Genomic DNA, 21,808 nt, shown 5'->3' on the forward strand with positions numbered 1-21,808 from the left:
TTGCGGTGTTATTGGTTATCTTCGCAATTTCAGTCCAGATGCTACTACACGAACAAAACCCGATGCCTGAATTTTTCATGCAATTTGACCAGCATTGGTTCCATTTAATTAACCATGAATGGAGCAATCCTTTTTTGGATTGGCTGATGCCTGTTCTTCGCAATCCCAAAACCTGGGTCCCGCTTTACCTGTTTATTCTCTGTTTCAGCATTTACCGATATCGTAAAATTTCTATTTTAATTATTGCCTTGCTTTTGGCCAGCGTTGGCACCGCAGATTTTATTTGTGTGCGGGTGATAAAAGCTTATGTAAAAAGAGTACGCCCTTGTAACGATAAGCAGTTTGAACCAACTGTGGTTAGCCGCGTTCCTTGCGGTACTGGTTTAAGTTTTCCGTCTGCCCATGCCAGCGATCATTTTGCCATTGCCATTTTTACAGCTATGGCTTTTAAACGTAACTGGCGCCGGATTTGGTTTGCTGCCATTTTTTGGGCCGCCTTTATTTGTTACGCGCAGGTTTACGTTGGCGTACATTATCCAATTGATGTGCTTACGGGCGCAGCATTTGGTGCTTTGGTTGGATGGTTATTTGGCTTCGTTTATAACCGGCTTTACCTTAAATATTCATGAAATACTGGATTGTTTTTCCGCTTTTTCTGAGCACATTTCTGGGCGGAACAAGTGTTTTTCTGTTTAAAAAAGATATGGGCAAAAACCTCAAGCTCCTACTTTCTTTTAGCGGCGCTTATTTATTTGCCATTACGGCATTGCATCTTATCCCGGATGCTTACCAAAGCGGCGACCACTTCGTTGGCGTTTTTATTTTAGGCGGATTTTTATTTCAGATACTTTTAGAACAATTTTCTGAAGGGATTGAACATGGGCATGTTCATCGTCATGTTCAGGAACATGCTGCTTTTCCGTTTGGTATCATGGTTAGTTTGTGTTTACATGCTTTTCTGGAAGGTATGCCTTTAGCGCAAAGCCATCAGCAGGAACTTGTTTTTGGGATTGCTTTACATCATATTCCGGCTGCCTTTGCTTTAGGGAGCGTACTCCTTCAAAACCAGGTCCGTAAACCAAACGTGCTTCTTTTACTGTTGCTTTTTGCGTTGATGACACCCGGCGGCTATTTGCTAAGCAATGCTTTAAGCAATTTTATGGTGGGCAAAGAAGTTTATTTTGCCCGCATTATGGGAATTGTGATCGGGATATTCCTGCATATTTCTACCACTATTTTGTTTGAATCAAGTGCAGACCATCATTTTAACATGCGTAAAACCATTGCCGTATTAATTGGTTCGGGCATTGCACTGATCGCATTTTTTGCCGCATAAAAGAAGCATTAGCCCCGCAGCTTATCCAGCAAATTGCATAAAGTTAAAGCTTCGTCTTCGGTTAGGTTTTCGTTTAAAAAATCCTTCATTTTCACTTCTTTATCAAGCAGGGAGAGGATTTTTAAACCTTCCTCACTGATACGGATATCCACTGCGCGGCGGTCTTTAGAATTAGTACAACGTGTTACCAGTTCTTTTTGCACCAAACGATCTACAATGCGCGAAGCATCGCACATTTTGTCTATCATCCTTTCTTTCAATAAGTTTATAGTTGCCGGGTTTGGGTATTGCCCGCGTAAAATCCGCAGGATATTAAATTGCTGGTGGGTAATGGAATATTTTTCTAACCTGTCGCGCAATAAGTTACTTAACCAATTGTAGGTGTAAGAAATATTAACTACCGCTTTATGATAGTTATCTTCAAACTTGTTGCTTTGTATTTCCTTCTCCAGTTCCATAATTTAATACTACTAACGTTGTAAATTTAGAATAATTTATTGCTGTGTAATATTTTTTTGTTTTTCCCTGCCATAATTCCAGGGGCAATGGCGGCATTTGTTTTTGCAGCAGTAATTTCTTTTTAAATGAAATTTAGCGGTAAAAACAGTATTGCCGTTCTCGTCCAGGTAAAAATCTTCATTTTCTTTCATTTAGTTTAAAACTTTTACGCGAAGTTTTCCTGAAAAATATTGTTGAAGATGAGAGCCATTTCCATGCAAAGTCCAAACTTGTGATGGCTGGACTTTGCTAATCATTAACAATATATCTTCCCAATCTGCATGATCGGAAATATAAAGTGAATCTTGTGCATTGGTTTGCAGATTTTCCCAGCCTGAAGCAAAAATCCGCCTTAATCCTGTTGCACGGATATAACTATGGAAGGTAAATGGCGGAACCAGGTAAATAAAGTTGTTTTGTGTTTTGATGGATTTGCGGTCGTATAAACGATACTTTGCATTCAAATAACCAAACTTTTCGTAAATCCGGTTAATCGGTTCGATGTTTCTATGGACCAGAATTTGTTTCTGAGGACAAAACTGATTAATCAATTGGATCAAGTGCTGACTTTTACCCAAAGCATAAGCGCCAAGCAAAATATTGGATGGAATTTGATTTAGCTTTTCAATTTCCAAAATTTGATCTGGATGTTTTATTTTTGGATTGGCAAACGTTGTTTCTGTAATCAGTACATCGGCTGTTGCCCATTCCAGCATTTCGCAAGTTGCATCCGGTTGTAATTTAAAATCGCCTGTATATAAATATTTGATGCCTTCAAATTCCATTAAAACCTGGGCAGAACCTAAAATATGTCCGGCGGGAATTAAAGTGATTTGTACTTCTTTTATCGTAAACTTTTGATGATAAGCAATCGTGTTCTTAATTTTTCCGGCGTTTTTACCGTAACGAAGTTCCATAAAAGCAAGCGTGGCAGCAGTTGCAAAAACATGTTGATGGCCGCCAATTGCATGGTCGGCATGAGCGTGAGAAATTACAGCTGTTTGTACTGGTTTTATTGGATCGAGATAAAAATCGCCAACTTTGCAATACAAACCGTTACTGGTAAGTTCTAAAAAATATTCCCGGACCATGCTTTTTGAGCCAATGCCAGCAGTTTTTGATGGATTTCTAAAACCTGCGGAATAACCATCGTTTGCGGATTATTGAAAATGATAAAATTAGCTTTTGCTTCCTTCTCAGCTTGTGGCATTTGTTTTTTTTCTCTGCGGAGAACTTCTTCTTCCGTTAAATGATCGCGTTGCATTACACGTTTAACCCGAACATCAAGCGAAGCTGAAACAACAATAGTTTTGTCGCATTGCTGGTTTGATCCGCTTTCAAACAAAATCGCTGCTTCTTTTAGCACATAAAAATTGGCGTTGAATTGTTCGGCCCATTTATCAAAAGCCCTGAAAACCGCCGGATGGACCAAGGCATTCAGCTTATTTAATTCAGCATCGTTATTAAAAACAATGCTGGAAATATATTTTCTGTTGAGGCTGCCATCATCAAAATAAGCTTCTTCACCAAAAGTATTCTGGATGGCTTTTATCAAAACAACATCTTCCGTCATTACTTTTTTAGCATGATAATCAGCATAAAAAACAGGTACGCCAAGCAGTTCAAAAACTTTGGAAACCGTAGTTTTGCCGCTGCCAATATTGCCGGTGATACCGATTCTGAGCATTATTTGCGTACAATAAAATTAACGTTGTTGGGCTGAATGCTAACAATCTTACAATAATCGGGCTGTTGTTTAAGCTTTACCGGCAGGATGACCAAACCGTTTTTTTGCCAGTCGTCCAGATCTGCAACTGCTTCAAAAAAATCAGTATTTACTTCCGAATAATTATTGAGTGAAACAGTAAATGTAACTTTTACTTTTTTGGGGAACAGCGTTACCTTGCTATAACTTTTGTTATTAATGAGTTTGATGGGTATTTCGAGGGTTTTCTCTGTAAATTCATCAACCGGAATAGTTACAGCTATTGTTTTAGGGTAAATACTTACATTGTTCTCTTTTGGCAAAAACAGGTTTAGTTTAGCACTAATGTTTGCATTGGCCTTTTTAACAATTAAAGAATCTGTTTTCCAACTGCTAACAGAATCAACATAAGCTGCCGGGCCGCTAACGGTTACAAAATCAGGTTTCAGGGAAATATCATCTGAACGGGCGTACTGATTTTGATAACTAATCTGGTACTGCAGTTTTACAGGTACGCGCTTTACTTTCCGGGCAGTAAAATCAAAATAAACGGTATCCGGATTAAAGGAAATGATTTGCTTGGACCTATCAGATTTTTGATTAATAAACGGTAATTGATTGCTTAAAACAATAAAGTTCTGTGTTTCCAGCTTTTTCAAATCCACAGTAATCCTTCTGTTTTGGGTAGAAGTGATATTAGCAAACAACTTTTGCCAGCCTGTTCCGCTAACTAAAGCAGTAACGGTATCGGCCTGTAAAGCATAAAAAGCTTTACGCAACGGCTGATTTTTATAATTTAAAGCTACTTTAACCGGAAAAGTGTAATTGTTAGACATTGTTACGAATATCCAGGCAACAACAGCCAGAACTAAACAGGTAAAAAAAGCGGAAATCCGCCTGCGTTCTACTCTGCTTAATTTGATAATGGCCATGCTTCTTTTACCGGCAAAAAATTGGTAAAACAATCATCCGGATTTTTAAACCGGATGATTGCCGTATAATTTAAACTTTAGCAGCAGGCTGGTTTAACAAGCGCGAAGCTTCTAAAGAAACAGCGCTTTTATCAAACCTGATTTTAACGTTATTATCTACCTCAATTAAAATGGTAACATCGCCAACTTCCACAATTTTACCGTGGATGCCGGCGCTGGTAACTACTTTATCGCCTTTTTTCAGTTCATCAACGTATTTTTTCTGATCTTTTTGCTTTTTAACCTGCGGGCGGATCATGAAAAAATAAAATACAATAATAATAAGCACAAGCGGTAAAAATTGTCCGTATGCGCCTAAGCCGCCGCCTGATACTTGTAATAAAATGGTTGAGATCATCTTGAATTGCTGTTTTTAATACTAATTTATTTTTTTGTTTCTACTTCGCCAATTAAATGTACCAGCGTTTGTGCCGGAACAGTGTTAGCGGTAATGGTAATTTGTTTATCAATCAAACCGGATTTGCCTTCGCTGTTAAAAATAACTTTGATTGCTTCTTTTGCGCCCGGATTAATAGGTTTTTTTGGCCAGCTTGGTATCGTACAGCCACAACTGGCAACGGCATCAGTAATAATTAATGGCGATTTGCCTGCGTTTACAAAACTATAACTGTAACTCACTTTATCGCCGGCTTTAATTTTGCCAAAATCGTAAATTTCTTTATCAAACTTTAAAACCGCGCCATTACCGGTTGCAGCATTTGCTTCAGTTGTTTTGCCGGTATTATTTTGCTGGTTGCAGGCCATCAGCATGCTTACTGTTGCCAGCATCATCATGTATTTTTTCATACAGAATTAATCTATTAATCCGCGACCGGATTTTCTAATTTTATTATTGTTTTTAAGTTCTATTAAAACTTTATCTAAGATACCGTTTATAAACGAATTGCTTTTAGGCGTGCTAAACTCTTTCGAAATTTCAATGTATTCGTTAATGGTTACTTTTACTGGTACGGAAGGGAAACCCATAAATTCACAAATTGCCATTTTCATCAGCAAAGTGTCCATCATGGCAATACGTTCAGCTTCCCAATTTTGCGTTTTGTCGCCTATTAACTGCTGGTATTCTTTATCATAACGAATAGTTTGCTGGAAAAGCGTAACCAAAAACTCTCGGTCTTCAATCCAGTCTAAACTTAATTCGGCCAGTTTGTTTTTATTAAAATCCTCGTAAGCAAAGTTTTTAAACGTCTTGGCAATCATTGCCTGCAAAGTATCTTTATCTACCGGCCAGTTTAAAAAACGTTCTTCAAAAACTTGTTCTGCTGTTGCCGATTTCAGGATGATTTTTTTGAAGATGAATTTAATAATATCTTTATCGGCACGGATAGAACCGTCCGTATTTTCTAAATAAGCCTGATATTCCGGTGCTTCTTTTAAGGCATAAAAAAGTGAGCGCGCCATTTCCGGGTCAAAGCTCCAGTCAACTTTATACTTTTTTAAAGCAGCAATATATTCCGGGTTTTGTTGAAGGGAAACGATAAACTTGTTTTGCAGGATTCTTAAGTTTGGGTCGAGGTCTGCTTCAGTTGGCAAATGTTTGTTACCACGTTCTTCCGCATCAATTTCTGCATACTGAATGGTTTCATTAATTAAAGAAAGCATCCAGATATACATTTCGAAAACCTTATCTACACTTTGCAGCAGCAGTTTTTCGTGTGCATTTATTTCTTTGTTTTCAGATTGATTGTAAGCGTATAATCCCTGTAAAACCTTTACTCTGAGGTGCCTTCTGTTTAACATATTTAATAAGAACGATCCCGGGGAAATGATATTCCCGCAATAATAATTTGCATGACCTGCGCTTTTTAAATCAGTATAAATATTTTTTCTGATGAAAAACCGCATGCTGTTTCTGCCGCAAAAGTAGTTTTTTAAAGCACGCAAAGCAAATGTTTCCTTCTCTATTCTCTCTGCAAAAACAATTGGATGTTCTTTTTTACCTGGTAAAAACAGTATTCGAAGCACAGAGTTACAGAAGAAACAAATGTTACCACGCGTTTTTTTAACTTTGCTTACTGCATGAAACATCTCGCTTACCTCAATAAATATTTCTGGAAATACCGCTGGCGATTAATCCCCGGAATCCTGTTTGTTATTATTTCTAACATTTTTGGCGTGCTGCCTGCGCCTGTTATCCGGCTTTCTTTTGATCTGGTGACTGAAAATATTAGCATTTATCACTTGTACCATGGTTTTGAAAGGCAAAAAATTATATACAACTTATTGGGAGATAGTTTGCTTTTATTTGGTGCAATCGTTTTGTTAATGGCCGTTTTACGAGGATTGTTTCTGTTTTTTATGCGTCAAACCATTATCCTGATGTCCAGGCATATTGAATACGATTTAAAGAACGAAATTTACGCCCATTATCAGTTGTTGTCTCTTGCTTTTTACCGTAGAAACAATACCGGCGATTTAATGAACCGCGTAACCGAAGATGTAAGCCGCGTGCGGATGTATTTAGGCCCAAGCATAATGTACGCTATTAACACGGCAGTGCTATTTTTAATGGTAATTTATGCCATGCTGCTGGTAAATGTCCGGCTGGCCATATTTAGTTTATTGCCGCTGCCTGTCCTTGCTTTGGCTATTTATTTAGTAAATACGGAAATTAACCATCGCAGCGAACGCATACAGGAACGCCTTTCTGGTTTGTCCAGTTTTGTACAGGAAAGCTTTTCAGGCATCAGGGTGATCAAATCTTATGTGCGCGAAAATTTTATTACCGGCAGTTTTCGTACAGAAAGCGAGGCGTATAAAACCGATTCGCTTTCGCTGGTAAAAGTGCAGGCTTTATTTTACCCTGTAATGCTTTTGTTGGCCGGAATGAGCACGCTAATTACCGTTTATGTTGGCGGAATTGAAGTAATGAAAGGCAATATCACAGCCGGAAATATTGCCGAGTTTATTGTTTACGTAAACCTGCTCACTTTTCCGGTTTTATCGCTGGGCTGGGTTACTTCGCTTATTCAACGTGCAGCAGCATCACAAAAAAGGATTAATGAGTATTTGCAAACGGTATCAGAAATTGATCAGCCTAAAGCACCAGAAATAGATATTAAAGGAAATATTGAATTTAAAAACGTAAGCTTTACTTATCCGGATACCGGAATTACTGCCTTAAAAGAAGTATCGTTTTCTGTTGCACCGGGAGAATTGATTGCGATTATCGGACGGACAGGTTCCGGAAAATCAACCATAGCAAATTTATTAATGCGGATGTATGATTGTACTTCGGGCGAGATTTTGATTGATGGAAAACCAATCCAAACTTTAAACCTGGAAAATTACCGTGCGCAAACCGGTTTTGTTCCGCAGGAAGTTTTTCTTTTTTCGGATACGATTGCTAATAATATTGCTTTTAGTGTTGATAAAATGGATATGCCGCGTGTAGAACAAGCTGCCCGAAGTGCTGCCGTTTATGATAATATTGCTGCCTTTGATGAAGGTTTTTTAACGATGATCGGCGAGCGTGGCGTAACGCTTTCGGGCGGACAAAAACAGCGGGTTTCTATTGCGCGTGCTGTTTTTAAGCAACCAAAAATCCTGATTTTTGATGATTGCCTTTCGGCAGTAGATACCAAAACAGAAGAAGAAATTTTAAACAATTTAGGCGAAGTAATGCGTGGCAGGACCAGTTTATTAATTGCACACCGCATTTCTACCATTAAAAATGCCGATAAAATTATTGTTTTAGATAACGGGAAAATTGTGGAACAGGGAACGCATAATGAGCTTATCAACCTGAAAAAAGTTTATTTTGAATTGTACGAAAAGCAGTTGCTGGAAGAATCTGAAAGTGTAAATTAACGAACAGAAACTTTATTAAGTATCGCTACGTAAAAATAATTGTGCACATGCATTGCTTTTTTCTTTTATACTTTTAAAAAAGCATTATATTTATCGCAGTCAAATTAATGTAAACTAATGCAAATGGGAGATTTTGATAACAGAGACCGCGAAGAGGTCTATTCAAAAAAGGTAAGAGCAGGAAAAAGGACTTATTTTTTTGATGTAAAAGCAACACGTTCCAACGATTATTACATCACGGTAACAGAAAGCAAAAAACGCTTGGAAGATGGCGTTTTTGTAAAACACAAAATTTTTCTGTATAAAGAAGATTTTGAAAAATTTGCAGAAGGATTAAAAGAGACAACCGATTACATTAAAGCCCACCAGGAAGTAGCCGAAAAACGCTATGAATTTGCAGAAAGCAATGAAAGCAGCAAAATTGCTGATGATTTTTCTTTCGAAATATAAATTGCCTACTATCTAAACCTTATCAATAAAAAAAAATCCTGCTGATGAAGCAGGATTTTTTGCATTATTCGTTTCTTCGTTTTTTGTTTCAGCCTTTCCTCCTCTTACATCTTAACTGAACCGCCAAGTAATGCGGTGATCAAAACCATCAGGTAAAATACGATAAAGGAAATAATTAGTATTCCCCAAAACCGAAAATACGATTTTAATTTTTGAAAAGCAGTATTTAATCTTTCCTGATCGCCAAAAGTAAAGCCATTTTTTAAACTGGCAGCAAACTGAAACAGGTATAAAGAAGGCACAAAAATAAGGATGCCAAAAATAAAATACATAAAACTTAAGCCACTGCTTAATGCTTTTGCATCCAGGCCAGAGCCGTAAGTTTGCTGTAATTTGCCCACTATTGCACCAACCGAAAAAGCGCTGATGATGGTTAACACGCTAAACACAAAACCGGTAATGCTTAAAAAGTGTGCCCATTTGCCAGCTTCGCGCAGATAAGCTTCTGCTTCAAAAGTGATCAGCATTTCGTTTGCTTCGCCTGCTGCTTCTGTATTTTCTAATTCTTCCATTTTTTAATTTTTTCCGTTGATATAACAATTATTGCCGATACTGTTTTTATCCTATAAAAGTTTGCCTTGCATAATTAATACGGCTATCGAAAAATAAATAACCAAACCCGTTACATCTACCAGCGTTGCCACAAATGGTGCGGAAGATGTTGCCGGGTCTGCCCCTAATTTTTTAAGCAGCAAAGGAAGCATGGAACCGGCCAGCGATCCCCATAAAACAACACCAATGAGCGAAAAGCCAACTGTAAACGCAACCAAAAGCCAATGCGGACCATAAATATGGGTAAAAAAAGTCCAGGCATAAATCCTGAAAAAACCAAGAATACCCAGTGTTACGCCAAGTAACAGTCCCGATAAAATTTCGCGCCGCATTACTTTCCACCAGTTTGCCACCGTAACCTCTCCTAAAGCCATTGCCTGGATAATCAAGGTTGATGCCTGCGAACCGCTATTGCCTCCGCTCGAAATGATTAAAGGCACAAACAAAGCAAGCACAACGGCTTTGGCTATTTCATCTTCAAAAAAAGCCATTGCAGTTGCTGTTAACATTTCGCTTATAAATAAAATGACTAACCAACCTACCCGTTTTCTTACCAGCTTTAATAATGGCATATCCAGATAAGGTTCGTCTAAAGCTTCTGTACCACCTATTTTTTGTATATCTTCTGTATATTCTTCGTTTGCAATCCACAAAATATCATCTACTGTAACTATTCCCAGCAAAATGTTTTCCTGGTCTGTTACCGGTAAAGCTACACGGTTGTTCATCCGGAAAACATTGATAGCTTCTTCCTGCGGGTCGTGTACATGTAATGAGATCAGCCGGTCGTCCATTAATTCGCTGATGGGTGTTTCCGGGTCAACTAATAAAATATCCCGGATACGGATATCATCGAGCAAAATTCCATGATCGTCAATTACATAAATTACATCTATCGTTTCAGAGTTTTTACCATAACGCCTTATATGCGCCAATACCCTGTTTACATTCCAATGTGATTTTACAGCAATATAATCAGGCGTCATTAAACGTCCAATACTGTTCTCCTCGTAACCCAGCAATGCAAGTGCTTCTTTTCTTTCTGCTGGCGGCAGCAGGATAATTAGCTTTTTTACAGCATCGCCATGCAGTTCTTCAAATAATGCCGTTCGGTCATCCGGCGGCAATTCTGTAATTAACTCGGTAACTTTTGGCCCCGAAAGTTTTTTAATGATCCGTTCCTGCGTAGGAAAATCCAGGATACGGAAAACATTAACCGCACGGTTGATCGATAACGTTTCTATAAATGTGGCCGCATGTTCCGGTAATTCATCAATCCAATGCTCAACCTCCGAAATATTCAGGTTGTCCAAGTATTCTTTTAATTCTGCTTCTTTGCCGCTTTCCAGCAAGCTTTCAATTTCCGCTATGTTTTCCTCCATTTAACAATATTTTATTTTGATGCCCTTCGGAAACCGTGGCAAAAATCGTTTAAATTTTTGAATTAGAAAGGCTATTTACTTGCTATCTTTGCCGCAAATTTTACAACAGCATCGAACATAATAAAAACACAAGCTGATGCTGTTTTTACAAGATAAAAATTAACAAATATGGGATTACAATGCGGGATTGTAGGTTTGCCTAACGTAGGAAAATCGACCTTGTTTAACTGCTTATCCAATGCAAAAGCACAGGCAGCCAACTTTCCTTTTTGCACAATAGAGCCAAATGTAGGCGTAATTACTGTTCCGGACGAACGCCTGACTAAACTGGCTGAACTGGTAAATCCGCAACGTGTTGTACCTAATGTGATAGAAATTGTTGACATAGCAGGATTAGTAAAAGGCGCCAGCAAAGGCGAAGGTTTAGGCAACCAGTTTTTGGGAAACATACGGGCAACCAATGCCATCATCCATGTTTTAAGATGTTTTGATGATGATAACGTTATCCATGTGGATGGTTCTGTTGATCCGATTCGGGATAAAGAAATTATCGATACAGAATTGCAGTTGAAAGATTTAGATTCTATCGACAAAAAACTGCAAAAAGTAGAACGCGCAGCCAAAACCGGCGATAAAGAAGCTAAAAAAACGTTTGAAGTTTTAACTGCTTACAAACAGCATTTGCTTTCCGGAAAGTCTGCACGTACTGCTCCTGTTGCAATAGAAGACCAGGAATTTGTGGAAGATTTGTTTTTGCTTACGCTTAAACCAGTAATGTACGTTTGCAATGTTGATGAAGCTTCCGTAAATACCGGAAATGCTTATGTAGAAAAAGTAAAAGCTGCCGTTGCTGATGAAAATGCGCAAGTGTTAATTATTTCGGCACAAATAGAATCAGAAATTGCACAACTGGAAAGCTACGAAGAGCGACAGATGTTTCTGGAAGATTTGGGTTTAACCACTTCCGGCGTTAGTCAGCTAATTAAAGCAGCTTACAGTTTGTTAAACTTAGCTACTTATTTTACTGCGGGCATACAGGAAGTTAGGGCATGGACAATTACAAAAGGGTTTACCGCACCACAGGCAGCAGGCGTAATCCATACAGACTTCGAAAAAGGTTTTATCCGCGCCGAAGTTATTAAGTATGATGATTTTGTAAAATTAGGTTCGGAAGCAGCTTGTAAAGAAGCCGGAAAACTCAGCGTAGAAGGTAAAACTTATATTGTACAGGACGGCGATATTATGCACTTTCGTTTTAATGTTTAAGAACTTTGCCGCATCAGCAGGAACTTATATATTTGTGCCCCGATGCTTCTTTTAGCAGCATAAAATTGCACTCGTAGTTCAATGGATAGAATGTGAGATTCCGGTTCTCATGATATAGGTTCGATTCCTATCGAGTGCACATCTTCAAAAACCCTTATAATTAAATTTATAAGGGTTGGTTTTATAATCAAACTTGTAAAAAAAGCCTGGTAAAAGAAGCATAGAAATACTTCTGAAACCAAAAGTAATTACATGATAAACCTATAGCCTGTTTGCAGGTTTAAAGCTTCATCTTTGTTAATAAAATAAATGATGCCTGCAGTTTTACAATCATCCTTATTAATAAATTCGATTGAAGTACCCCAAAAAGTAAAACCAAGAATATTGGTGCTGATGACGTTAAAAACGTTTAAAACCGTGCAGTATTGATCTGGATTCATATTTTTTGGCTTAATATTTCAGATAATACTTCTTTGTACGGGCTTTTTTTCAACAGGTTAAAAATTTTTATCTTTTAAAGTTCGATTTGAGCTACAGCGATAAGATTAGTGATAGTTGAACAAATACTAAAAAAGAGGGCATAAAAGAAGCATCGAAATAATAGCTATTCTTTTTGAACTACAGCTTGTTCAGGCCGCTTGCGCGAAGTACAGATTTTTCCCCAAAACGATTACGGATCTTATCCATTGCTTCGTACAATTTCATATTTTCCGTTTTTTCGGAAAACAAATCCATCTGATATTCTCCCTGAAGCAGATGGCTTAATTTCACGCCGATTAAACGTACTTGCAAATTAGGGTTGTACGACTTACGGAAAAGTTCTTTTACGGTTGTTAAAATAACATGGTCGGCAGCGGTATAGCTGATAATAGTTTGTTTGGTTTCGGTAGAAAAATCAGCATAACGAATTTTTACCGTAACGCAACCACTTAATTTTTTTTGCTGCCGAAGTTGAAAGGCGATTTTCTCTGTCATCCGCACCAGTTCGCTTTGCAAAAATTCTACATTTAAAGTATCACTTTCAAAAGTATTTTCTGTACTGATGCTTTTACGTTCAGAATAAGGTACAACCGGCGAATCATCAATTCCGTTTGCCCGTCGGATTAAATCAAAACCACCTTTTCCAAACCTTAATTCCATTAAAGCCGGGTTTGCTTCGCTTAATTCTTTTAAAGTGAAAATACCCATTTTCCTGATTGAAACTGCTGTTTTTTCTCCAATTCCAGGCATTCGCTCAATTTTTAAAGGAGCCAGAAATTGCCTTTCTTCACCATGTTTTACTTCGATTTGTCCATCAGGTTTTACTTCGTTGGTTGCTATTTTGGAAATGAGTTTGTTGGATGCTAGCGCGTAAGAAATAGGCAAACCGGTTTCTTTTACCACGGTTTGCTTCAATTCTTTCGTAAACTGGCTGCAACCAAAAAAACGGTCCATACCAGTTAAATCCATATAAAATTCATCAATGCTGGCTTTTTCGAGAACAGGGACACGTTCCCGAATAATTGAAGTAACTAAGCGGGAATAATGGCTATAACTTTCAAAATCGCCACGAACACCAATTGCTTGCGGACAAAGTTTTCGGGCTTGTTTAATGGGCATAGCACTATGTACGCCAAAAACCCGGGTTTCGTAACTGCATGCAGCAACAACACCGCGATCTGTAGAGCCGCCAACAATAACCGGTTTACCAATTAGCGAACTATCCTTCAACCGTTCTACGCTAACGAAAAACGAATCCAGATCAAAGTGCGCAATAAATCGTGGGTTTGGTAGCTCAGCCATATCAGTTTAAGATACAGCTAAATTACTAAATCCTTTAGTGTATCAGGAAGCTTTTTTTAAGCGATGGATAACTTCTATCATCGAGCGCGAGTTATGGTAAGGGCATTTCCAAACACCCACTTTATCTTCTCCCGGCATCAATGTGTAATCATCTTTCAATCCCCAGACCCATTCTCCTTTTTGACTATCGATGATATGAAAATGAGTAAAGTTCCAAACCTTTTCAAACTGATCAAAAAACTGCTGTTCGCCGGTTAACTGCCAGGCATTTAAAAAGCCAACCATTGCTTCTGCCTGCACCCACCAGTGCCGGTCTTTAATTAAATGGTCATGCTCCGGCTCGTATTCATAATACATCGAACCATCCGGGTCTAAACCGCTTGCTGCTGCGCGCGCCATCGCTACAGATACTTCTTTTACCTGCATAATTATTGCTTCGTCTTCGAGCACTTCAGCAGCTTCCAACAACAACCAGGAACCTTCAATATCATGTCCGTAAGAAATAATCTCCGATTTTGGCTGCCAGTTTTCATCCAAAAATAAGATTAAACGATTGGCTTTTGGATCGATAATATGTTTCAGAAAATCATTGATTAAACCACAGATTTGCTTCTCCAGAAACTCATCTTTCCAAATACGGTACAAATTGGTATATGCTTCCAAAACATGCAAATGCGTGTTCATGGTTTTTTTCTCGTTGGCATCTTTCGCACTTAAACGCAAATCGGGCAATTCTTTCCAATCTTGCGCAAAAGCTTCCAGGTAACCGCCTTTCTCCTGGTCAAAGCTGTGCTTTTCTATATCAGCAAATAACTGTTTGGCTAATGCCAATGCACTTTCATCTTTACAGGCTTTGTAATATTCTGCCAAGCCATAAATGGTGAACGATAGCGCATAAATCTGCTTTTTAGTATCCAGCGGGTTTCCTTCAAAATCTACCGTCCAATAAACGCCTCCGTAATTCTTATCAACAAAGTAATTGCGGATATAATCATAACTTCTTTTGGCGAGGTTTAAATAAACCGGTTTTGAATTTTGATTATAAGCGGCCGAAAAACTCCATAAAATACGCGCATTTAACACCGAACCTTTTGGCGCTTCCGGCTCTACTTTGTTTTCGTGGTTTATTTTACCGTAAAAGCCGCCGTTCTGATCATCCGGTGTATAAGTAATCCAGTAATTTAAAATACTATCAAGTTCTCTTTGGAAAGCAGTAATATCGTACATCCGTTTATTACAAATTTTTGGTGTAGATGGAAGGCTTCAGTTTATTTTGAAAGATCATTTTCGGATCAGCATAAAACTTCTTAAAGTCGGCCTCACTTGTCTGGCCAGGATAAGGTGCAAAATAATGTTCTTCTTTCCAATTCCTCCAGGTAAGTACGTAAGATGTTTTAAATTGAGAGATAACTGGAAGTAATACATTTGTCCACCATTGCGGGTCAGGAATACTCTGATAGCCAGCTTCTGTTAATGCCGGAAGTTTATGATGTTCCTGTGCTACTTTTTCTAAAATTTGATAACGGTTGTCCAGGTCCTGTTTAAATTTCGCTGCATCTTTGGCCATGTAAGCATCAAAGCCAATAATATCAACATAACCGTCTCCGGGATAACGCTCCATATAATCATTTTCAGTTGCATAATCAGCAGCAGAATAAGCTATTATCAAATTATGCAAGCGTTTTGTTTCACGTAGGTAATTAATTGTAAAACGCCATAAAGCAATATATTCTTCAGGTGTACATTCTTTTTTTCCCCACCAAAACCAGCTGCCTGTATGTTCGTGCAGCGGACGGAATATTACCGGGATCATCTCCCCTTTCGGCCCTTTTAACTGATTTACAAAAACGGCAAACTTATCTAAGTATTTTACAAAAGCATCATGATGATCTCCGCCAGGAATAATTTGTTTAACAGTTGCAGTTGGCGTGCTCCAGGCAGTTGCGCCAGTAACCGGATCGTTAAAATGCCAGCTGAATTCATTGATCCCGCCGCGGCTATATACTTCTTTTACGTATGAAATTATGTTCTTAAAAGGCACGCCGTCCAGGTTTTTCGCACTGTCTAATTCCAGATGGCCTAATTCCCAGCCATATAACCCGGGATAAGAACCGGTAACACTTTTAATATCAGAGCGGCCTTTTTCGTAAGCCCAGCCTACACCGTAAGCCAAATCATCCTGATGGCCAAAAATTACATTTGTTTGCGCCAGCTTTTGCATGTTGCTGTACAAAATACGCGTTTCTTTGGTAGCATTTTTATCTGCTGGTAAAACATTCTGGGCAAATAGATTAACGGCAGTGCCTGTCATTCCTAAAAACAATAAGCCTGTGGCTATCACTTTCCATAATTTATTCATAAATTTTAATAAGCTGTATTTGTTGTAAAACCAGGTTTTTATATCCTTCAAAATTATTATTATACCGCTTTTTTTAATAATGCTTTTTTAACAATTTTTATGCGGATAAAGTATTTTTTTTACAACTTTATTAATAATATTTACGTTTATTACTTAATACTATTTTAACCTTTTTTTTAACCATTTTTATAGCAAATAAATTTATAAATCTTTTTAAAGATAATTTATGCATACAAATGTTATAAGGGAAATAACACCATTAACGCAAAGTGATTGCTTCACTTTATTTTCGAGGGTGAAGAAGAAGTTTGACTTCCCGCTTCATTATCACGAAGAGTATGAACTAAATTTAATATTGAACGCCAAAGGTGCAAAACGCATTGTTGGCGATCATATTGATCAGATTGATGACCTGGAACTGGTTTTTATCGGTCCAAACCAATATCATGCATGGTTTACACATCATTGCGAAAGTGAAGAAATTACAGAAGTAACTATCCAGTTTCACAAAGATCTATTTGACGATAAATTACTGAAAAAGAACCAGCTAAGCTTTATCCGTAATATGCTGGAACGTTCTCAGCGCGGCATTTCCTTTTCTAAAAGTACCATTCAACGCCTAAAGCCGCGTATATTGGGTTTGAGCCAGAAAAGTGGCTTTGATTCGGTATTAGAACTTTTATCAATTTTGCATGATCTCTCCATTTCAAGAAATATGCAAACTTTATCTGATGCTGCATTTAACAACGAACAATCGCACTATAACAGCCGCAGGATAGAAAAGGCGTTTGAATACATGAATGCAAATTTTAACCGGGAAATAAGTTTGGCTGAAGTTGCCAAAATTGCCAATATGCCCGAAGCTTCTTTTAGCAGGTTTATTAAAAAACGTACCGGTATTACTTTTATTGATAGTTTGAACGAGATCCGATTGGGGCACGCTTCGCGGATGTTGATCGACACGACACAAACCATTGCAGAAATTGCTTATAAATGCGGCTTTAATAACATCTCTCATTTTAACCGGATTTTTAAGAAGAAGAAAGTTTGCACACCAAAAGAATTCAGGGAAAATTATTCTGGCAGCCGGATTTTTGTTTGAGGTTTTTATGGCGATAAAAGAAGCATCCGCAATAAAAAATTAAAAGAGCTTCTTCCGAAAATTAATTTTTTAGAAGAAGCCCATGCTGTTTTTATCGTATAAATTTTTGGTTTTGCTGCACTTGTTTATAAATTGATTTTACAGTTGCAGCAGAGGTAAAGCCATCTTCCGGAGTGTTGATCACATAATCCACCAATTGGTCAATTGTGCTTGTTGCCACATGCATTCGCGTATCAGAAGAAGCGTAATAAATAAAGACTTTGCCATCTTCATCAGCAATCCAACCATTGCTGAAAACTACGTTTGATACATCTCCAATACGTTCCTCACCTTCAGGCGCTATAAAATAACCGTTTGGTTTGTGGGTAACTTTAGTCAGGTCTTGTAAATCCGTCATAAACATATACAAAACATAACGCAAGCCAGCAGCAGTATTACGCACACCGTGTGCTAAATGCAACCAGCCTTTTTCTGTTTTGATTGGTGCAGGGCCTAATCCGTTTTTAGCCTCGTAAACCGTGTGATACACTTTTTTATCAACCACAATTTCCTCAGCTACAATTGCCGGGTTCATGGAATCTGATATGCCGTAACCAATTCCGCCACCGCTTCCGGCTTCAATAAAACTATCTTGCGGACGAGTGTAAAAAGCGTATTTTCCATCCACAAATTCTGGGTGCAAAACCACGTTTCGCTGCTGAGGAGAAGGTGTTTTAAGATCCGGCAAACGTTCCCATGTTTTTAGATCATGTGTACGGGCAATACCGCATTGTGCAACAGCCGAAGATTGATCTCCAGGCTTAGCAGCAGGATCGCGGCGTTCGGTGCAAAATAAACCGTAAATCCAGCCGTCTTCATGCTGTACCAAACGCATATCATAAATATTGGTATCAATAGGGTTTGCCCCTTGCGGCATTTCTATCGGATAATCCCAGAAACGGAACTGATCAATGCCATTAGGGCTTTCTGCGATAGCAAAAAATGATTTACGGTCTGCACCTTCTACCCGAACTGCTAAAACATATTTACCTTCAAACTTAATGGCACCAGCGTTAAAAGCGGCATTAATACCAATTCTTTCCATCAGGAAAGGATTAGTCTCCGGATTCAGGTCGTACTTCCAGAAATACGGAACGTGCGCAGCGGTTAAAACAGGATATACATATCGACTGAAAATTCCATTTCCAACTTCGGCCTCTTTATTTTTTTGATCTATTAATTGCTCGTAATTGCTTTTAATGGCAGTTAATCTTGCATCAAAGTCTGTTGTCATTTAAATTGTATTATTATCTGTATTTTTTAATTCTCTAATTTATCCCACCAGGTTTTTTTCAGTATTAAAACGATGATACCAATCAGCACCACGGTTATGAGCAAAGGCAGTTTCATCCATAAAATCACATACATCGGAAGAATAGTAAAGCAAGCCTGAGCGATAATGCCTAAAACTACGTTGAACATATCCAGTTTAAAGCGTTTATTAGCTTGAAAGGAAGGATTATCAGCCACAACCAATTCATGGATTGGTTTCCAAAAACCCCAAGGCCTAACGGTACGATAAAATTTCTTTAATACTTCCGTATCCGTCGGAGGGGCAGAATACGTTCCGGCAATACAACCGATAATGGAAATTACGAAAAGCATTGGCCAGTTGTACAGATCCAGACTGAAGAATACGGAAGGAAACCAAACTTTTACGTAAGGCAACAGCAAGGCCGATGCAATACCTGCTGCCATTCCCCAAAAAAAGCCATTGGCATTAAAGCGCCACCAATACCATTTTAAAACATTGGCTGCGATATATCCGCCATATAATCCGCCTACAATCCATTGCAAAACGCTGTTTACATCTTTTGCAAAAAAGCCTAATACCACGCCTAATATCACCACCACAATTCCCACAATATAATTCATGGAGATAATGGTTTTAGTTGGCGCATTTGGGTTAATGTATTTTAAATAGATATCATTTACCACGTAAGCTTGTGCCGCATTCAGCGTACCGGAAAAAGTGCCCATAAAAGCACCAAGCAAACCGGTCAATACAATTCCAAGAATACCTACTGGTAAAAAGTTATTGATCGCTCCGGGTAATATTTTTTCAAAATCTGTCCCGCCCCCCGGTGCTGCCAAGTCTAACTGATTATAATATAACAAGGCTAAAACAGTTAAACCAATCACCATAGAATAGCGAATAGGCAACAACATGATCGATACAAAGCCAGTCATTTTAGAAGCATCTTTTGGCGATTGTGTGGAAAGCATTTTCTGCATGTCGTAATTTGGGGCCGGTCCAGCCCAGCTTGCAAAAACGCCTTTAAACAACATCATCATAAAGAAGATGCCGAACAAACCAAAACCGTCATCTGCGATTTTCTTATTGGCATCGGGTACAATATGTGACCAGTCTATATTTAAATGCCAGCCAAAGAACGGGTTGCTCCATCCTGCCGGAACATGAAGTGCTTGTCCGCCGCTTCCATGTAAATGAACCATTGCAATTACAGCAATAGCAATACAACCAACCGTCATGATAGCGTATTTAATTACATCTCCCAAAACAATACTGTGCATGCCGCCCAAAATGGAGTAAAACATGGCAAACAGCGTAAAGATGATGCCATAGAAATGCGCTACATATTCTGGTGCGACATGAAAAGGAACGTAAGCTTCGATCAAATTCCAGGGAACAAAAATCTCGATAAACTTTCCAAGTCCGATAAAACCGTAAGCCAGGAACCCCAGGCAACCGATCAAAGCAAAAGCTACCGTTACGTTGTGGGATGCCTTTACGTTTTTACCAACCGTACCAAAACGGGTTGCCAGCCATTCTGCACCAGTATCGGCATTGGAACGCCGGAGCCATTTCGCCAGGAACATCATATTAAAAACCTGGTTAAATACCGGCCATAACCACGGGATCCAGATACTTTTTAACCCATAAACGAAGCATAGCGCAACCATCCACATGGTTCCGCTAATGTCGAACATGTCCGATGCATCGCTCAAACCCAGCATGTACCAGGGCAGTTTTTTGCCGCCCATCAGGTAGCTTTCTTTATTCTCGCTGGCTTTTTTGCGCATATACCAGCCGATCATCAGCATGAGGACCAGATAGGCAATCAGGATGGATACATCCAATAATCTTAATTTCATTTATTTCTGATCGGCTTATTTTTGGTTAGTAAAATTTTGAATGATCTTCCAGGTAGCATTATCTGTGGTAAAAACAGCATTCAGGCCTTGTTCTTCCTGCGGAGGGTCTCCCATAAAATCATCTCCTTCTTTCCAGAAAATTTGCCCCGGAATTGGCCTTGCCGTTCCTCCAAATGCCCAGAAGTTACATCCGGCAATTGCACCTCCGTTTGCTGCGCTGCGCTTCCATTCGTTAAAAATAGCCTCGTAATATTTATCCCTGGAATTTGTAGTTGATTTTGGATCGAAAGATTGCGCATCTCTTGGTAAACCAAATTCTTCCAGCACTAAAGGTTTATTAATGGCTTTAGCAATTGCTTCATGTTGTTGGATATAAGCAACAGATTTGGATATGACCTGCGGCAAACTTGCAACAATGCTGCTGTCACGAAACCAGCCCCAGTTTTTTGGCCAGATGTGAATGGTTAGATAATCAATCGGTTTAAAAGCATGAATAGCCTGAAAAAGCTCCGCAGAACCTTCAGTTCCCTGTGTACCTTCTGTGCCAATGGTAATCAAATGATTTTTGTCCAATCCTTTGATAAAAGTTGCAGCGTTCAAAATCCATTGTTTGTAAGCAGCAACAGCATCCGAACGCATTGGCCGCGGTTCGTTGGCCAGTTCCCAAGCCATGATCGTCGGATCATTGGCGTATTTAATATTGTTGTATTTATTTATGTGCGAAACAATCAGTTTTACCTGTTTATTGTAATCCATCATGCAACTTTCGCAAGTATAAAATTTACTGGTTTCGTTACGTTGTTCGTCCCAGTTCAGCTTTTTCCGCATGGTCGTATCTGTCAATTTGCCGTTCCAGTTCAGGTATTGTAAAAAGCCGCCGCTCCACTCCCAGTTGTTACTTAAAAAAAGTACTGCGTACATGTTGCGCTTGTGCATTTCATTCAGCAAATAATCGAGGCTTTCTAATATTTCAGGTTTAAAAACACCTTGCTGCGGCTGTAAAGGAGGATTTACTCGCTGTACACCGTTTTCTTGTCCTAAACCTTCTGATCCGGCCAGAACACGCAGGTTAGTTACACCTTTTGCCTTTAAAAAATCAAGCTCTTGTTTTAACCTTGCCCTGCCCTGTTCACCTTTTACCGCCTGCAACAAACCACCATACCAATAATTGGTGCCGATGTAATAGTAAGGTTTGCCGGCAATAGTAAACTGACTTCCTTTAGTTTTTACAAAATTTTGCTGTGCAGAAACAGAAAATATCAGCATATTTAAGCAAAGAATAACAATACTGTTTTTAAGCATTCTTTTTGACGGATAAGGTTTATTTGAGGTGAGCAATATATTTTTCAAAGCTAAAG

General features: G+C 38.7%; 23 protein-coding genes and 1 tRNA gene. 7 read left to right on the forward strand and 17 right to left on the reverse strand.

The genetic code is table 11. The features are described from left to right. The first annotated feature begins 62 nt into the window (after positions 1 to 62). Positions 63 to 629, forward strand: a complete 567-nt coding sequence (locus GO621_RS14425; protein WP_157568267.1) for a phosphatase PAP2 family protein — start codon at positions 63 to 65, stop codon at positions 627 to 629. Next, the gene (locus GO621_RS14430; RefSeq protein ID WP_157568268.1) at positions 626 to 1,336 is read left to right on the forward strand and encodes a ZIP family metal transporter; all 711 of its coding nucleotides are present in this window, start codon (positions 626 to 628) and stop codon (positions 1,334 to 1,336) included. Before GO621_RS14425 ends, GO621_RS14430 begins: the two co-directional genes overlap by 4 nt. An 8-nt stretch (positions 1,337 to 1,344) precedes the next feature. On the opposite strand, the gene GO621_RS14435 is transcribed toward GO621_RS14430, so the two are convergent. From GO621_RS14435 to nusB, 8 genes are all read right to left on the reverse strand, one after another. Continuing rightward, positions 1,345 to 1,794: a MarR family winged helix-turn-helix transcriptional regulator gene (locus GO621_RS14435; protein ID WP_157568270.1), complete on the reverse strand. Its 450-nt coding sequence runs from the start codon at positions 1,792 to 1,794 to the stop codon at positions 1,345 to 1,347. Positions 1,795 to 1,830: 36 nt separating this feature from the next. Further along, positions 1,831 to 1,986, reverse strand: coding sequence for a DUF5522 domain-containing protein (locus GO621_RS18905; RefSeq protein ID WP_198170258.1), 156 nt, complete (start codon positions 1,984 to 1,986; stop codon positions 1,831 to 1,833). Next, entirely contained in the window at positions 1,987 to 2,925 is a 939-nt protein-coding gene (locus GO621_RS14440; RefSeq protein WP_198170259.1) for an MBL fold metallo-hydrolase, read from the reverse strand. It lies immediately after the preceding gene. Further along, positions 2,904 to 3,521: a dephospho-CoA kinase gene (coaE, locus tag GO621_RS14445; RefSeq protein WP_157568272.1), complete on the reverse strand. Its 618-nt coding sequence runs from the start codon at positions 3,519 to 3,521 to the stop codon at positions 2,904 to 2,906. The genes GO621_RS14440 and coaE overlap by 22 nt, the downstream gene beginning before the upstream one ends. Further along, complete coding sequence (locus GO621_RS14450) at positions 3,521 to 4,471, reverse strand: CdaR family protein (protein WP_157568274.1); 951 nt, start codon at positions 4,469 to 4,471, stop codon at positions 3,521 to 3,523. The genes coaE and GO621_RS14450 overlap by 1 nt, the downstream gene beginning before the upstream one ends. Before the next feature lie 70 nt (positions 4,472 to 4,541). Next, the gene (yajC, locus tag GO621_RS14455; protein WP_157568275.1) at positions 4,542 to 4,868 is read right to left on the reverse strand and encodes a preprotein translocase subunit YajC; all 327 of its coding nucleotides are present in this window, start codon (positions 4,866 to 4,868) and stop codon (positions 4,542 to 4,544) included. Between the two features lie 26 nt (positions 4,869 to 4,894). After that, positions 4,895 to 5,317: a DUF1573 domain-containing protein gene (locus GO621_RS14460; RefSeq protein ID WP_157568277.1), complete on the reverse strand. Its 423-nt coding sequence runs from the start codon at positions 5,315 to 5,317 to the stop codon at positions 4,895 to 4,897. Positions 5,318 to 5,323: 6 nt separating this feature from the next. Then, positions 5,324 to 6,271, reverse strand: coding sequence for a transcription antitermination factor NusB (gene nusB, locus GO621_RS14465; protein WP_157568279.1), 948 nt, complete (start codon positions 6,269 to 6,271; stop codon positions 5,324 to 5,326). Positions 6,272 to 6,550: 279 nt separating this feature from the next. Here nusB and GO621_RS14470 point away from each other — a divergent pair, with 279 nt between their 5' ends. Beyond that, positions 6,551 to 8,341 carry an ABC transporter ATP-binding protein gene (locus tag GO621_RS14470; RefSeq protein WP_157568281.1) on the forward strand — a complete coding sequence of 597 codons (1,791 nt, stop codon included), beginning with the start codon at positions 6,551 to 6,553 and terminating at the stop codon, positions 8,339 to 8,341. Between the two features lie 123 nt (positions 8,342 to 8,464). Beyond that, entirely contained in the window at positions 8,465 to 8,791 is a 327-nt protein-coding gene (locus tag GO621_RS14475) for a DUF3276 family protein (RefSeq protein ID WP_157568283.1), read from the forward strand. Positions 8,792 to 8,895: 104 nt separating this feature from the next. On the opposite strand, the gene GO621_RS14480 is transcribed toward GO621_RS14475, so the two are convergent. Together GO621_RS14480 and mgtE are read right to left on the reverse strand one after the other, a co-directional pair. Then, positions 8,896 to 9,363 carry a DUF5362 family protein gene (locus tag GO621_RS14480; RefSeq protein ID WP_157568285.1) on the reverse strand — a complete coding sequence of 156 codons (468 nt, stop codon included), beginning with the start codon at positions 9,361 to 9,363 and terminating at the stop codon, positions 8,896 to 8,898. Between the two features lie 51 nt (positions 9,364 to 9,414). Further along, on the reverse strand, positions 9,415 to 10,785 hold the full coding sequence (gene mgtE / locus GO621_RS14485; RefSeq protein ID WP_157568287.1) for a magnesium transporter: 1,371 nt from the start codon (positions 10,783 to 10,785) through the stop codon (positions 9,415 to 9,417). Positions 10,786 to 10,953: 168 nt separating this feature from the next. On the opposite strand from mgtE, the gene ychF reads away from it, so the two are divergent. Together ychF and GO621_RS14495 are read left to right on the forward strand one after the other, a co-directional pair. After that, the gene (gene ychF / locus GO621_RS14490; protein ID WP_157568288.1) at positions 10,954 to 12,051 is read left to right on the forward strand and encodes a redox-regulated ATPase YchF; all 1,098 of its coding nucleotides are present in this window, start codon (positions 10,954 to 10,956) and stop codon (positions 12,049 to 12,051) included. Between the two features lie 67 nt (positions 12,052 to 12,118). After that, positions 12,119 to 12,190, forward strand: a tRNA-Arg gene (locus tag GO621_RS14495). 109 nt (positions 12,191 to 12,299) lie between these two features. On the opposite strand, the gene GO621_RS14500 is transcribed toward GO621_RS14495, so the two are convergent. From GO621_RS14500 to GO621_RS14515, 4 genes are all read right to left on the reverse strand, one after another. Beyond that, entirely contained in the window at positions 12,300 to 12,491 is a 192-nt protein-coding gene (locus GO621_RS14500) for a hypothetical protein (RefSeq protein WP_157568290.1), read from the reverse strand. A 178-nt stretch (positions 12,492 to 12,669) separates the two neighbouring features. Continuing rightward, positions 12,670 to 13,833: a DNA polymerase IV gene (gene dinB / locus GO621_RS14505; RefSeq protein WP_157568292.1), complete on the reverse strand. Its 1,164-nt coding sequence runs from the start codon at positions 13,831 to 13,833 to the stop codon at positions 12,670 to 12,672. A 42-nt stretch (positions 13,834 to 13,875) separates the two neighbouring features. Further along, a complete protein-coding gene (locus tag GO621_RS14510) occupies positions 13,876 to 15,060 on the reverse strand; it encodes an AGE family epimerase/isomerase (protein ID WP_157568294.1) in 1,185 nt (394 codons plus the stop codon). 7 nt (positions 15,061 to 15,067) lie between these two features. Further along, positions 15,068 to 16,192 carry a glycoside hydrolase family 26 protein gene (locus GO621_RS14515; RefSeq protein WP_157568295.1) on the reverse strand — a complete coding sequence of 375 codons (1,125 nt, stop codon included), beginning with the start codon at positions 16,190 to 16,192 and terminating at the stop codon, positions 15,068 to 15,070. Between the two features lie 226 nt (positions 16,193 to 16,418). On the opposite strand from GO621_RS14515, the gene GO621_RS14520 reads away from it, so the two are divergent. Beyond that, positions 16,419 to 17,294 carry an AraC family transcriptional regulator gene (locus GO621_RS14520; protein WP_157568297.1) on the forward strand — a complete coding sequence of 292 codons (876 nt, stop codon included), beginning with the start codon at positions 16,419 to 16,421 and terminating at the stop codon, positions 17,292 to 17,294. A gap of 91 nt (positions 17,295 to 17,385) precedes the next feature. Here the strand turns inward: GO621_RS14520 and GO621_RS14525 are convergent, their stop codons facing one another. From GO621_RS14525 to GO621_RS14535, 3 genes are read right to left on the reverse strand one after another with little or no spacing between them, the layout of a single operon-like run. Continuing rightward, positions 17,386 to 18,567 carry a glycoside hydrolase family 130 protein gene (locus GO621_RS14525; RefSeq protein WP_157568299.1) on the reverse strand — a complete coding sequence of 394 codons (1,182 nt, stop codon included), beginning with the start codon at positions 18,565 to 18,567 and terminating at the stop codon, positions 17,386 to 17,388. A gap of 26 nt (positions 18,568 to 18,593) precedes the next feature. Further along, positions 18,594 to 20,450 carry a sodium:solute symporter family protein gene (locus tag GO621_RS14530; RefSeq protein ID WP_157568302.1) on the reverse strand — a complete coding sequence of 619 codons (1,857 nt, stop codon included), beginning with the start codon at positions 20,448 to 20,450 and terminating at the stop codon, positions 18,594 to 18,596. Positions 20,451 to 20,465: 15 nt separating this feature from the next. Beyond that, positions 20,466 to 21,752, reverse strand: coding sequence for a glycoside hydrolase 5 family protein (locus tag GO621_RS14535; protein ID WP_157568304.1), 1,287 nt, complete (start codon positions 21,750 to 21,752; stop codon positions 20,466 to 20,468). Positions 21,753 to 21,808: the final 56 nt, after the last annotated feature.

This window comes from Mucilaginibacter arboris (genome assembly GCF_009754915.1).
GTDB classification, from domain to species: Bacteria; Bacteroidota; Bacteroidia; order Sphingobacteriales; family Sphingobacteriaceae; genus Mucilaginibacter_A; species Mucilaginibacter_A arboris.